10 protein-coding genes are annotated in these 13,233 nt (G+C 65.0%); 2 read left to right on the forward strand and 8 right to left on the reverse strand.

Annotated features, from left to right (window positions below; translation table 11 throughout):
• Positions 1-6 precede the first annotated feature (6 nt).
• The 4 genes from ACFOHJ_RS06645 to ACFOHJ_RS06660 form a co-directional block, all read right to left on the reverse strand.
• A complete protein-coding gene (locus tag ACFOHJ_RS06645; RefSeq protein WP_378219699.1) occupies positions 7-819 on the reverse strand; it encodes an ABC transporter permease in 813 nt (270 codons plus the stop codon).
• Entirely contained in the window at positions 819-1,673 is an 855-nt protein-coding gene (locus ACFOHJ_RS06650; protein WP_378219700.1) for an ABC transporter permease, read from the reverse strand. The genes ACFOHJ_RS06645 and ACFOHJ_RS06650 overlap by 1 nt, the downstream gene beginning before the upstream one ends.
• Entirely contained in the window at positions 1,670-2,794 is a 1,125-nt protein-coding gene (locus ACFOHJ_RS06655; protein WP_378219701.1) for an ABC transporter ATP-binding protein, read from the reverse strand. Before ACFOHJ_RS06655 ends, ACFOHJ_RS06650 begins: the two co-directional genes overlap by 4 nt.
• A gap of 136 nt (positions 2,795-2,930) precedes the next feature.
• Complete coding sequence (locus ACFOHJ_RS06660) at positions 2,931-4,061, reverse strand: ABC transporter substrate-binding protein (RefSeq protein WP_378219702.1); 1,131 nt, start codon at positions 4,059-4,061, stop codon at positions 2,931-2,933.
• 272 nt (positions 4,062-4,333) lie between these two features.
• Between ACFOHJ_RS06660 and qhpR the strand changes: the two genes are divergently transcribed.
• Positions 4,334-5,377, forward strand: a complete 1,044-nt coding sequence (gene qhpR / locus ACFOHJ_RS06665; protein WP_378219703.1) for an AraC-like transcriptional regulator QhpR — start codon at positions 4,334-4,336, stop codon at positions 5,375-5,377.
• A 16-nt stretch (positions 5,378-5,393) separates the two neighbouring features.
• Here qhpR and scpA read toward each other — a convergent pair whose 3' ends face one another.
• From scpA to ACFOHJ_RS06685, 4 genes are read right to left on the reverse strand one after another with little or no spacing between them, the layout of a single operon-like run.
• Positions 5,394-7,538 carry a methylmalonyl-CoA mutase gene (gene scpA / locus ACFOHJ_RS06670; protein WP_378219704.1) on the reverse strand — a complete coding sequence of 715 codons (2,145 nt, stop codon included), beginning with the start codon at positions 7,536-7,538 and terminating at the stop codon, positions 5,394-5,396.
• A gap of 10 nt (positions 7,539-7,548) precedes the next feature.
• Entirely contained in the window at positions 7,549-9,552 is a 2,004-nt protein-coding gene (locus ACFOHJ_RS06675; protein WP_378219705.1) for an acetyl-CoA carboxylase biotin carboxylase subunit, read from the reverse strand.
• An 8-nt stretch (positions 9,553-9,560) separates the two neighbouring features.
• The gene (locus ACFOHJ_RS06680; protein ID WP_378219706.1) at positions 9,561-11,093 is read right to left on the reverse strand and encodes an acyl-CoA carboxylase subunit beta; all 1,533 of its coding nucleotides are present in this window, start codon (positions 11,091-11,093) and stop codon (positions 9,561-9,563) included.
• Positions 11,093-11,674, reverse strand: coding sequence for a biotin transporter BioY (locus ACFOHJ_RS06685; RefSeq protein WP_378219707.1), 582 nt, complete (start codon positions 11,672-11,674; stop codon positions 11,093-11,095). Before ACFOHJ_RS06685 ends, ACFOHJ_RS06680 begins: the two co-directional genes overlap by 1 nt.
• 142 nt (positions 11,675-11,816) lie before the next feature.
• Between ACFOHJ_RS06685 and ACFOHJ_RS06690 the strand changes: the two genes are divergently transcribed.
• Positions 11,817-13,229: a helix-turn-helix domain-containing protein gene (locus ACFOHJ_RS06690; protein ID WP_378219708.1), complete on the forward strand. Its 1,413-nt coding sequence runs from the start codon at positions 11,817-11,819 to the stop codon at positions 13,227-13,229.
• Positions 13,230-13,233: the final 4 nt, after the last annotated feature.

Raw genomic sequence — 13,233 nt, forward strand, 5'->3', positions numbered from 1 at the left:
TGAGTATCAAGTCTTGGCGGCGCGGCCCGCGCGAACGGCGCGGAACAGCAACGAGATGAGCACCGCGATCAGCACGATGACGGCCGAGCTTGCGATGGCAATGATGCCGAGCGCGGGCACCTGGGGCGAATAGCCGGAGACCATCTTGGCGTAGAGCCATTCCGGCAGCGTGGAATCGGCGCCCGTGGTGAACAGCGACAGCGGAAAGTTTCCCCAGCTGAGAAGGAACGCGAACAGGCCGGCGGCCAGCACGCCCGGCATCAGCAGCGGAATGGTCAGTTCCCGCAATATCTGCCCGGTGGAGGCGCCGAGGTCGCGCGCCGCTTCCTCCAGCATCGGGTCGAAGCTGTAGGCCTGGATGGCGACGACCAGCGTCGCGATCGGTGCGATCCAGACCAGATGCGCCACGATCGCCGTCTTCCAGGTCGGCACGATGCCGATCGAATTGAACCAGACCAGCAAGGCAAGGCCGAGGACCGCCTGCGGAAAGAAGATCGGCAGCAGCACGAACTTCTGGAACAGCGTCCGGTATCGCCACTGGTAGCGTGCGAAGGCAAGCGCGCCGAAAAACCCGAACACCATCGAGATGACGGTCACCAGCGTGGCGATGATGAGCGACGTGCCGACGATCTCGCTGACCGTGCCGCTCGTCAGGGCGCTGTCGTACCATTGAAGCGTGTAGCTGCGGATGGGAAAGGTCAGGTACCGCGCCTTGGCAACGGAGGCGAAGCCCACCGAGACGATCGGCAGGTAGAGGAAGGCCACGACCAGGAGGCCGTAGCAAACCAGAAGGGCCGATACCGTTCGCGACGTCTTCATCAGCGCCGCCGCCCCATCAGGGCGTCGAGGTCGACGCGCGAAATGGCCAGGATCGCCAGGGTACCGATGACGACGATCAGGCTCATCGCCAGGGCCGAGCCCAGCGGCCAGTTCTGCCCGTAGGAGAAGGCCGTTTCCACCTCGGAGGCGATGACGATGACCGACTGGCCGCCAAGCAGCTTGGATTCGGCGAGCGCCCCGGCGACGAGGACGAAGCACAGCAGCGAGCCGACCATGATGCCGGGCGCGGCCAGCGGAAGATCGATCTCCCACAGGATGCGCCAGCGCGAAGCGCCGAGATCCGCCGCGGCCTGGCGGGCATCGTCGGGCACCATGGCGATGCCTTGCGCCAGCGGGAAAAGCATGAACGGGAAATAGACGTAGACCAGCCCGAAGATGGTGATCGGCACGTTGTAGAGCGCGCCTTCGAGGCGCCATCCTGTCAGCGCATTGAGATAGCCGTCGATCAGGCCGCCCTTCATGAGCGTGACCACCCAGCCGAACAGCCGGATATTCTCCGACACCAGCAGGGTGACGGCGACGGCCACCGTCAGGAAGAGGCCGAAGCGGCCGAACACCTTGGCCATGCCGTAGGCCAGTGGCCAGCACAGCACGAACAGGATCACCGTGGTCGTGAAAGCCATCGCCAGCGACCACAGGAGGGACTTGTAATAGCCCTGCTTGAAAAACAGCACATAGGCCGAGAAATCGGGAATATGCCCGAGGTCGAACACGCGCTGCGGCATGATGGAAAAGCCGGAGATGACCAGAAGCGGCGCAATGAAGCCGCCCGCCAGCAACAGCCCCAGCGGCAGCGCCGACAAGCTTCCGAGCTTGCGGTCGCGCGCGGTCATGGCGCCTGTTCCGCGATGATGTGGCAGTTCTCCACATCCCAGCCCAGCAGGACCTCATCCCCGGTCCTGCCCGTGAAGCGATCCTCGCGCAGCTTTTCCACGATCACCATGGTCCCGTCGCGCCTCTCCACCTCGTAGTGGACGCGCGAGCCGAGCAGGTATTCCGAGCGGATGACGCCGCTCAGGTGGAAGTCGCTGACATGGCCATTGTCGAGGAAGTGGATGAATTCCGGCCGCACCATCAGCGTCGCCCGGGCGCCGGGAGCTAGATACACCGACGCCGGCGCCGAACCCGCGGGAAGGTTGATCTCGATCCCGGCACCTCTCAACCCGCCGCCGGCAGCGCCTTCGATATCGAAGAGATTGACCTCGCCCATGAACTCGGCAACGAAGCGGCTCTGCGGGCGCGCATAGATTTCGTCGGCGACGTCGATCTGCTCGAACCGGCCGGCCCGCATGATGGCGATGCGATCCGACATCACCATTGCCTCCTCCAACGAATGGGTGATGTAGACGAAAGTCTTGCCGGTGCGCGCGTGCAGGTCCTTCAGTTCCTTCTCCAGGACCTTGCGCAGCCGGTAGTCGAGCGCCGACAGCGGCTCGTCGAAGAAAAGGATTTCGGGGTCGAAGGCCAGAGCGCGCGCCAGCGCCACCCTTTGCCGCTCGCCGCCCGATATCTGGGTGACCCTCTTGTCGTAGTAGTCCCTTTGCAGGCGCAGGAGGGCCATGAGTTCCAGCGCGCGCTCCTTGCGCTGCGCGGCCGCAACACCGCGTATCTTCAGCGGGAACTCGATGTTCTGCCCGACGCTGCGATGCGGGAACAGCGCCAGCGACTGGAACACCATGCAGGTCGGGCGTTTGTTTGCCGGAACCCGCTCGATACGGCGGTCCCTCAGCCAGATCGCTCCCGAGGTCGGCTCGTCCATGCCCACCAGCATGCGGATCAGCGTGGTTTTCCCGCTGCCGGAAGGGCCGACGATGGTGAGGAATTCCCCGTCGACGATATCGAGGCTGATATCGCGCAGGACGGTGAGCGCCCCGAAGCGCTTGACGATATTTTCGAGCCGCAGAATGGGCTTGGCCTGCTCACTGCTTTGGGGTTGAGACGTGACTTGCTGCAACAGAATGCACTCCGGCGCTACGGCGCCGGGCGCCTTTGCCATTGTCCTGGAACACCAGCCCGCGCAGGCGAGCCGGTGTTTCCCTCAACATTCGATCAACGCTCGCTCTGCGTTTGCCCGCCAGCTGCGCGGGGTGTCAGCGACGCTTCGCTGCCGTGTAGATGGCATTGAGCGCGTCGTAGTCCTTGATCACGTTGTACTGGGTCGTGCGCGACAGCTCTTCCTCGAGGCTATCCCACTGGATGGCGTCCAGTTCCTCGGCCGAGTATTTGGCAAAGACCGCCGGATCGCCCATCTGGGTGACCGGGTTGTAGGTGCCCTCGGCGAAGCTGACGGTCTTGGCGACGTCCGGCTGCTGCACGAATTCGAGGAAGTCCGCCGCCAGCCCGGACGGGTCGGGATTGTTGATGAGCGAGGTCAGTTCCACCCACACCAGGCCGCCCTTGCCGTCGACCGGTCCCGAGCGCGGGGTGATGGCGCGCACGTTCGAGGCGCCGTCGAAGCGGGCAGGCGAGGCCGTGTAGGTGCCGCCGGTGAAGTAGGCGTCGATCTCGCCGTTGATGAGCGCCGTGGTCATCGCCACCAGGTCGTCGGTCAGGAGCTTGGCGTTGCCGAAGATGGTTTCCGCCGTGCTCTTGAACGTGGCGCGCTTGGCCTCGTCCATTTCCTCGAACGGATTGAGGTCACCGGCAAGCGCCAGGTGCATGATATTCCAGTCGCCATAGGTGAGGACGCCGTAGCGGTCCTTCATGGCCGGATCGAAGAACAGCTTCCAGCCTTGCTCCTCGGCGGTCTCGCGGCTGATCTTGTCGGTATTGACCACGAAGCTGAACGGACCGTAGCGCTGCGGCATGCCGAGCAGGTCGCCGTTGTCCGCGAAAGCCAGCGGATAGGGCTTGGCGAACTCGCCGCTCATCTTCTCGAAGTAAGGCATGAACCGGCCCTTATCGAGCGGCTTGATCAGCCCTTCGGGGGCGAGGCGGCGCGCCCAGGGCTGGTTGACGTTGAGCACGTCCCAGACGTTCAGCTCGCCGGCGCGCAGCCGGTTGATCATGTCCGGGTCGGAAGTGCCGCTTTCGGCACGGACGCGCGCACCGGCGTGCAGGTCACGAAAAGGCCCGAGCACGTTGTCGGTGTTGTAGCCTTCCCAGCACAGAATGTTCAGTTCGTTGTCGCGGGCGGCGAAAGCCGGGCGCCCCTGCCCCATCATGCCGGCCCCGGCGATCCCGGCCAGCCCCATGTTGAATTGCCTGCGCGAAAGCCTCATCGAATCTCCTCCCATTCATCCCAAATTTTCGAACGGTCTCTCCGGACCTTGCTTGGCAGTCTACGCCGGCCGCAAGCGGTCCGCTTGACATGAGCCAGCGGGGATTTGACAAAAGGCGCGGTATTGACGACCTTGTGGGGAGCGACGGCGCCGCAGCCGGCGAGCTGTTGCTTTGTCGTGCGAAATTAGTTTGTCTTGCAAGTTTCCGGGTCTGATGGATAATCGGCCCAAAGTCTTCATTGGCAGGTAGCGACACTGGGAGGGGCCGCACAATGCTAGAGGCGGGCGAGGTTCGTTCGTTCACGCCACCGAAGGTACTGGCATCGGCCGCCAACGGTGTCATCGACATGATCCGGCGAAAGGGAGGCAGTGCCGAGGCGGTCTTCGCGTCCGCGGCGATCCGTATGTCGGACGTCGGCTGCCCGACCAACGAACTCAACCTGCACCAGTATTGCAACCTTTTCGAACAGGCCGCCAGGCAGACGGGCAACGACAATTTCGGCCTCGAGTTCGGCGCGCAGTTCCAGCCGAGGGAACTCGGCCCGATCGGCTACGCCGCAACCTCGTCGCCGACGCTGGGCGCCGCGCTGCGGAACGTCGAGGCCTATTTCCCGGCCCACCAGGGCGAGTCGACCTTCGGCTTCATCCCCGAAGGCGACATCGTTTGGCTGAGCTACCAGATCACCGACCCGCGCATCGTCGACCGCCGCCAGGACGCGGAACTGTCGCTCGGAATGTTCTGCAACATCTTCCGCACGGCGCTCGGCAAGAACTGGGCGCCGCTGGAGGTCCGGTTCGAGCACGCGAAGCCGGAAGGCGACAGCGACCATTCCCGCTATTTCAACGCGCCCGTCCAGTTCTCCCGGCGCACCAACGCCTTCGCGTTCCGCCGCGACATCCTCAGCACGAAGATGCCGGAGCCGGACCCCTATCTCTTCGCCATCATCGAAGCCCTGCTGCGGTCGCGGCGCGACTTCATGGGAGACCCGCAGGACATCGTTTCCGTGCTGCGCAACCAGATCAAGATGTATCTGGGAGAGCGCACGCCGGGCGTCGGCGACATCGCGGCCATCCTCGGGATGAGCAGTTCGACCTTGCAGCGCCAACTCAAGGAAATCGGCGTCACCTATAACGACATCCTGCGCTCCGCCCGCGAGGAGCTTGCCCTGCACTACATGAAGAACGCCGACATGCCGCTGACCGACGTGGCCCTTTGCCTGGGCTATTCGGAACTGTCGGCATTTTCCCGCGCCTTCCGCAACTGGACCGGAATGAGCCCCCACCGGTTTCGCCGGATCGAGGCCTTCAAGAAATAGGCGGCGGCTTCGTCGCCTAAGCCACGTTCCTCAGCTTGCCTTCCATGAGGTCGAGCACGGCGCGCCCCGCCTCGAGCACGTTGGTTCCGGGACCGAAGACGGCGGCGACACCCTGGTCGAACAGGAGCTCATAGTCCTGGCGCGGTACGACGCCGCCGCACACGACGATGACCTCGTGCCCGCCACGCGCCTTCAACTCGCCGATCAGTTGCGGCAGCAGCGTCTTGTGGCCGGCCGCCAGCGAAGAAACGCCAAGCACGCGAACCTTGGCGTCGAGGGCCATCTCGGCGGCTTCAGCAGGTGTCTGGAACAGCGGCCCCGCCAGCACGTCGAAGCCGATGTCGCCGAAAGCCGAAGCGATCATCTTGGCGCCGCGGTCGTGGCCATCCTGGCCGAGCTTGGCCACCATGATCCTCGGCCTGTGCCCGAGCATCTCGGCGAAGGCATCGAGACGGGCCGCCAGCGTCTGGAATTCCGGCTCGCCTTCATAAGCCTTGCCGTAGATCCGGCCGACGACCTCGGGCCTGGCCGTATGGTCACCGAAGGCGCGGCGCATGGCATCTGAAATCTCGCCGACCGTGGCGCGGGCACGGGCCGCTTCCACGGCAGCTTCGAGGATATTGCCCGGACCTCCGGCGGCCACGGCCTCCAGCGCGGCGAGCGTGGCATCAACCCGCGCATCGTCGCGCGAACGCCTGATTTCTTCCAGCCGGCGGACCTGCGCCAGCCGCACGGCCTTGTTGTCGATGTCGCGGCTGTCGATCCGGTCTTCGCTTTCCAGCCTGTAGCGGTTGACGCCGACGATGACTTCCTCGCCCTTGTCGACGGCGGCCTGGCGGCGGGTTGCCGCCTCCTCGATCATGCGCTTGGGCAGGCCGGACGCGACGGCCTTCGTCATGCCGCCCATGGCCTCCACTTCCTCGATCAGCGCCCAGGCCTTTTCAGCCAGTTCGTTGGTCAGGCTCTCGACATAGTAGGAGCCGGCCAGCGGATCGACGACGTTGGTGATGCCGGTCTCGTGCTGGAGGATCAGTTGCGTGTTGCGGGCGATGCGCGCCGAAAACTCCGTCGGCAGCGCGATCGCCTCGTCGAAGGAATTGGTGTGCAGGGACTGCGTGCCGCCAAGGGCTGCCGCCAGCGCCTCATAGGCGGTGCGAACGATATTGTTGTAGGGATCCTGCTCCTGCAGCGACACGCCCGATGTCTGGCAATGGGTGCGCAGCATCAGCGAGGACGGCTTTTTCGGCTCGAACTCGGCCATGATGCGCGACCACAGGAGCCGCGCCGCCCTCAGCTTGGCCGCTTCCATGAAGAAATTCATGCCGATGGCGAAGAAGAAGGAAAGCCGCCCGGCGAAGGCATCGACGTCGAGCCCCTTGGCGAGCGCGGCGCGCACATATTCGCGCCCGTCAGCCAGCGTGAAGGCCAGTTCCTGCACCAGCGTCGCCCCCGCCTCCTGCATGTGGTAGCCGGAAATGGAGATCGAGTTGAACTTCGGCATCTCGCGCGCCGTGTAGTCGATGATGTCGGCAACGATCCGCATCGAGGGTTCGGGCGGGTAGATGTAGGTATTGCGGACCATGAACTCCTTGAGGATGTCGTTCTGGATGGTCCCGGAAAGTTTTTCACGCGCGACGCCCTGTTCCTCGCCGGCGACGATGAAATTGGCGAGGACCGGGATCACCGCGCCATTCATGGTCATGGAGACGGACATTTCCTCCAGCGGGATGCCGTCAAACAGGATTTTCATGTCCTCGACCGAGTCGATGGCGACACCCGCCTTGCCGACATCGCCCTCGACGCGCGGATGGTCGGAATCATAGCCGCGATGCGTGGCGAGATCGAAGGCCACCGACAGGCCCTTCTGGCCGGCCGCCAGCGCCTTGCGGTAGAAGAGGTTGCTTTCCTTCGCCGTCGAGAAACCCGCATATTGCCGGATGGTCCATGGCCGGCCGGCATACATGGTGGCGCGCGGACCGCGCAGGAACGGCTCCATTCCCGGCAGCGTGCCGAGATGGCGGATACCTTCGAGGTCGGCCTCGGTGTAGAGCAGCTTGACGTCGATGCCTTCGGGCGTGCGCCAGACGAGATCGTCCGGCGAGGCCTTCAACTCCCGCTCGGCAAGCCTGTGCCACGCCTCATGGCTGGTGCGCTCGGCCATCGTCCCGCCCCTACTCGAATTCCATGATGAGTTCGTCGACGGCGAGGCTGGCGCCGGCCTCAACGGCGATGCGCGCCACCGTCGCGCGCCGCTCGGCCCGCAGCAGGTTTTCCATCTTCATCGCCTCGACCGTGGCCAGCGCCTGCCCGGCCTCGACCTGGTCGCCGACATTGACGGCAAGGCTGGTGACCACACCCGGCATCGGACACAGCAGCATCTTCGAGGTGTCCGGCGGCAGTTTCACCGGCATCAGCAGGGCGAGCTCGGCAACGCGCGGGCTGCGCACATGCGCCACCACATCCATGCCGCGCCAGCGCAGGCGCATGCCGGTGCCCGCCATCTCCGTCTTGACGCCCGCCGGCACGCCGTCGATGACGAAGCAGGCATGGGCGCGGCCCGGCGTCCAGTCGCTGGCGACAGCGAGGCTTGGGCCCCCGTCGAAAGCGACGGTCGCGCCTTCGGCTTCTTCTTCGACGGCAAGCCTGAAGCGGAAGTCGCCCAGCGCCACCACCCAATCCGAGCCGACCTTGCGCGGATGGTTGGCGAGCGCCCCGGAAATCAGCACCGCGCGCTGTTCGCGGCGCAGCTTCATCAAGGCGGCGATGGCCGCCAGCTTCCGCGCATCGGCCTCACCCGGCGCTACCCCGGCAAAGCCGTCCGGAAATTCCTCGGCGATGAACGCGGTCGTCAGCCGGCCCTCGCGAAAGCGCGGATGATCCATCATCGCCGACAGGAAGGGCAGGTTGTGGCCGATGCCCTCGACTTCGAAATCGTCGAGCGCCTGCGCCATGGCGTCGATCGCCGCCAGCCGGCCCGGAGCCCAGGTGCACAGCTTGGCGATCATCGGATCGTAATACATCGAGATTTCGCCGCCCTCGAAGACGCCGGTATCGTTGCGCACGACCGTGCCGTCGCCACGCGTGCCTTCGACCGGCGGCCGGTAGCGCGACAGGCGCCCGATGGAAGGCAGGAAGTTGCGATACGGGTCTTCCGCATAGAGCCGGCTTTCGATCGCCCAGCCGTTCAGCTTCACGTCCTGCTGGGCAAGGCGCAGCTTTTCGCCGGCGGCGACCCGGATCATTTCCTCGACCAGGTCGATGCCGGTGACGAGTTCCGTCACCGGGTGCTCGACCTGGAGCCGCGTGTTTATTTCGAGGAAATAGAATTTCCTGTCCTGGTCGACGATGAACTCGACCGTGCCGGCCGAGAAATAGCCGACGGCCCTGGCAAGGGCCACGGCCTGCTCGCCCATCGCCTTGCGCGTGGCGGCGTCGAGGAACGGCGACGGCGCCTCCTCGATGACCTTCTGGTTGCGGCGCTGGATCGAGCATTCGCGCTCGCCCAGATAGACGAGATTGCCGTGCTGGTCGCCCAGCACCTGGATTTCGATGTGGCGCGGCTGGGTGACGAATTTTTCGATGAAGATGCGGTCGTCGCCGAAGGAAGCCCTGGCCTCGTTCTTCGACGACTGGAACCCCTCGCGCGCGTCGGCATCGTTCCAGGCGATGCGCATGCCCTTGCCACCGCCGCCGGCCGAGGCCTTGATCATCACCGGATAGCCGATGGAAGCGGCAATGCGGACGGCCTCTTCAGCGTCCGCGATCAGCCCCATGTGGCCGGGCACCGTCGAAACCCCGGCGTCGGCGGCGATCTTCTTGGAGGTGACCTTGTCGCCCATCGCCTCGATGGCGACCGGCGGCGGGCCGATGAAGGCAACCCCTTCCGCATTCAGCGCCTCGGCGAAATTGGCGTTTTCCGACAGGAAGCCATAGCCAGGATGGACGGCGTCCGCGCCGGTGGTGCGCACCGCGTCCAGTATTTTCGCGATGGCGATGTAGGACTGGCTCGACGGGGCCGGCCCGATATGCACCGCCTCGTCGGCCATCTTCACGTGCAGCGCCTCGCGGTCGGCATCCGAATAGACGGCGACCGTGGCGATGCCGAGCTTCCTTGCCGTCTTGATGACGCGGCAGGCGATCTCGCCGCGATTGGCGATGAGGATTTTCCTGAACATCCGAGACCTCATAGCGGCATCGTGTCGTGTTTCTTCCACCGCGGCTCCACGCTCTTACCGCGCAGGGCGGCAAAGGCGCGCGCGATGCGCTTGCGCGAGGAATGCGGCATGATCACTTCGTCGATGAAGCCGCGCTCGGCGGCCACGAACGGATTGGCGAAACGCGCCTCGTATTCGCTGGTACGCGCCGCGATCCTTTCCGGGTCGCCAAGCTCGGAGCGGTAGAGAATCTCGGTCGCGCCCTTGGCGCCCATCACGGCGATCTCGGCCGTCGGCCAGGCGTAATTGACGTCGGCGCCGATATGCTTGGAGGCCATCACGTCGTAGGCGCCGCCATAGGCTTTCCGGGTGATCAGCGTCACCATCGGCACCGTCGCCTGGGAATAGGCGAACAAGAGCTTGGCCCCGTGCTTGATGACGCCGCCATATTCCTGGGCGGTGCCGGGCAGGAAGCCCGGAACGTCGACCAGCGTCAAGATCGGGATCGAGAAGGCGTCGCAGAAGCGCACGAAGCGCGCCGCCTTGCGCGAGGAATCGATATCGAGGCACCCGGCCAAAACCATCGGCTGGTTGGCGACGACGCCGACCGTCTGCCCCTCGATGCGCAGGAAACCGGTGATGATGTTTCGCGCGAAAGCTTCCTGTATCTCGAAGAAATCGCCCTCGTCGGCGATCGCCAGGATCAGTTCACGCATGTCGTAGGGCTTGGCCGCGCTGTCGGGCACCAGCGTATCGAGCCGCATTTCCAACCGCGACGGATCATCGTGGAACGGCCGCACGGGCGGCTTTTCGCGGTTGTTGAGCGGCAAGAAGTCGAACAGCGCGCGCACTTGCTCCAGGGTCTCGATGTCGTTTTCATAGGCGCCGTCGGCGACGGAGGACCTTTGCGTGTGCGTGCGCGCGCCGCCCAATTCCTCTGCGGTGACGACCTCGTTGGTGACGGTCTTCACCACATCCGGCCCGGTGACGAACATGTAGGAGGAATCGCGTACCATGAAGATGAAGTCGGTCATCGCCGGCGAATAGACCGCGCCGCCGGCGCAAGGCCCCATGATCACCGAAATCTGCGGAATGACGCCCGAGGCGTCGGCGTTGCGCTTGAACACCTCGGCATAGCCGGCAAGCGAGGCGACGCCTTCCTGGATACGCGCGCCGCCGCTGTCGTTGAGGCCGATGACCGGCGCGCCGTTGCGCACCGCCATGTCCATGATCTTGCAGATTTTCTGCGCATGCGTTTCCGACAGCGAGCCGCCGAGCACGGTGAAATCCTGCGAAAAGACATAGACCAGCCGGCCGTTGATCGTGCCCCAGCCGGTAACGACGCCGTCGCCCGCCACCTTCTGGCTTGCCATGCCGAAATCGGTGGCGCGGTGCGTGACATACATGTCGTATTCCTCGAACGAACCCTCGTCGAGGAGCACGTCGAGCCGCTCGCGCGCCGTCAGCTTGCCCTTGGCGTGCTGGGCGTCGATGCGCCTTTGCCCGCCGCCGAGACGGGCTTCGGCGCGGCGGGCCTCGAGCTGGTCGAGAACCGGACGCATCAGGCGACGCCCCTGGCCGACAGCCATTTCCAAGCGGCGGGAAAGGCGATTGCCGCGAGCAGCGCCTTGGCGATGTCGCCGGGAATGAAGGGATAGAGGCCGAGCGCCAGCACGGGCTTGTCCCAGCCGATCACCGCACCCAGCCACAAAAGGCCCGGCACATAGATCACGGCGCCGGCAAGCAGCGCCGCCGCCATTGCCGTCGCCGGCCGGCGGTCGAAGCCGCGCCTGGCCAGAAAGCCCGCCACCAGCGCGGCCAGCACGAAGCCGATCAGGAAGCCACCCGTCGGCCCCATCATATAGGCGAGCCCGAGACCCCTTTCCGGCGTGCCCGCGAAAACCGGGAAGCCTGCCGCGCCCTGCGCCAGGTAGAGCGCGACGGCGAGCGCACCGCGAACCGGCCCCAACGCCAGGCCGAGGCCGATGGCGACGAATGTCTGCATGGACATCGGCACCGGAAAGAACGGCACCTGGAATTTCGCCGAAAGGACCAGCAGAAGCGAGCCCGCCAGCACGACGGGAACGTCGGCCGCGACGCCGCGACGGCCGCTTCGCAGGGCAAGGGTGTTGTAGAGGGTCATTGGCAGGCATCCACAAACAGAATGGCACCGCAGGCACGCGCCTGCGCTTTCCCATTAGAATTGCGCTTGCGGCCGGGAAACGATTGAAGGGTGCGGTTGTGTAATATAGTTTCTTGCCCAGTGCGAATTGCGAATTTGCGAAATGTCCGCCAGAAAACTCTATATCGGCCGAAAAATCCGGGAAATCCGCGACAGCCACAAGGCGACCCAGTCCGCCTTTGCCGAGCGCATCGGCATTTCCACCAGCTACCTGAACCAGATCGAGAACAACCAGCGTCCGGTTTCCGCATCCGTCCTTTTGGCGCTTGCGGAAAATTTCCAGATCGATATCGGCGCGATGGCGCTCGGCGACGACGACCGGCTGCTTTCGGCCATAGCCGAAGCGCTCGCCGACCCGCTTTTCGACGGCTACAAGCCCAGCTTGCAGGAACTGAAGCTCGTCACCCAGAACGCGCCGAGCCTCGCCCACGCCCTGATCGCCTGCCACCAGGCCTATCGGAGAAACAGCGAGCAACTGGCCAGCTTCGACGACGCGCTGGGCAGGAGTTCCACGCTGACCGAGCCGTCCTCCTATGAGGAGGTCCGCGACTTCTTCCATTTCGTCGACAACTACATCCACGAACTGGACCTTGCGGCAGAAAAGCTCGCCGGCAAGCTCGGCATTTCGGAACGCGACACGAGCGCGATCCTGCCCGCCTATATCGAGCAGGCGCACAAGGTCAGGATCGTTCGGGCGCAGCCGGGCGAAGACATCATCCGGCACTTCGATCCGGCCGCGCGGGTATTGTACTTCAGCCCCTACTCCCCGCCCTCGACCCGGAATTTCCAGATCGCCTTCCAGATCGCCGAACTCGAGATGGAAGAAGAAGTTTCGGCGATTGCCCGACGCGCCCGGTTCCGCTCCGCCGAAGCGCTGGAAATCTGCAAGATCGGCCTGCGCAACTATTTCGCGGGCGCCTTGACCCTGCCCTATCAAGCGTTCCTGGCGGCCGCGAAGGAGTTGCGCCACGATCTCGAACTGCTTGCCGCTCGCTTCGACGCCAGCATCGAGCAGGTGGCGCATCGGCTGAGCACGCTGCAGCGGCCCGGCCTCAAGGGCGTGCCGATCTTCTTTGCCCGCATCGACCGCGCCGGCAACATCACCAAGCGCCACAGCGCCGCCAAGCTGCAGTTTGCCCGCTTCGGCGCGGCCTGCCCGTTGTGGAACGTGCACCAGGCGTTCGAGCAGCCCGGCCGCATCATCCGCCAGCTTGCCGAGACGCCGGACGGCGCGCGCTACCTGTGCGTGGCAACCGAACTCACCAAGGGCGGCGGCGGTTTCAACGCCCCGCAGCGCCGCTATGCCATCGCGCTCGGCTGCGAGGTCGCCTATGCCGGCGACTTCGTCTATGCCGACAAGCTCGACCACGGCAACCGCGCCGCTTTCGACCCGATCGGCATTTCCTGCCGCATCTGCGAGCGCGCCAGTTGCCCCCAGCGGGCGGTGCCGCCGCTGAACCGCAAGCTGGTCGTGGACCACAATCGCCGCGGTGCGGTTCCCTACGAAATCGCGTAGCGGC

The sequence above is a fragment of the Aquamicrobium soli genome, from assembly GCF_042646345.1.
GTDB lineage: Bacteria > Pseudomonadota > Alphaproteobacteria > Rhizobiales > Rhizobiaceae > Mesorhizobium > Mesorhizobium soli_A.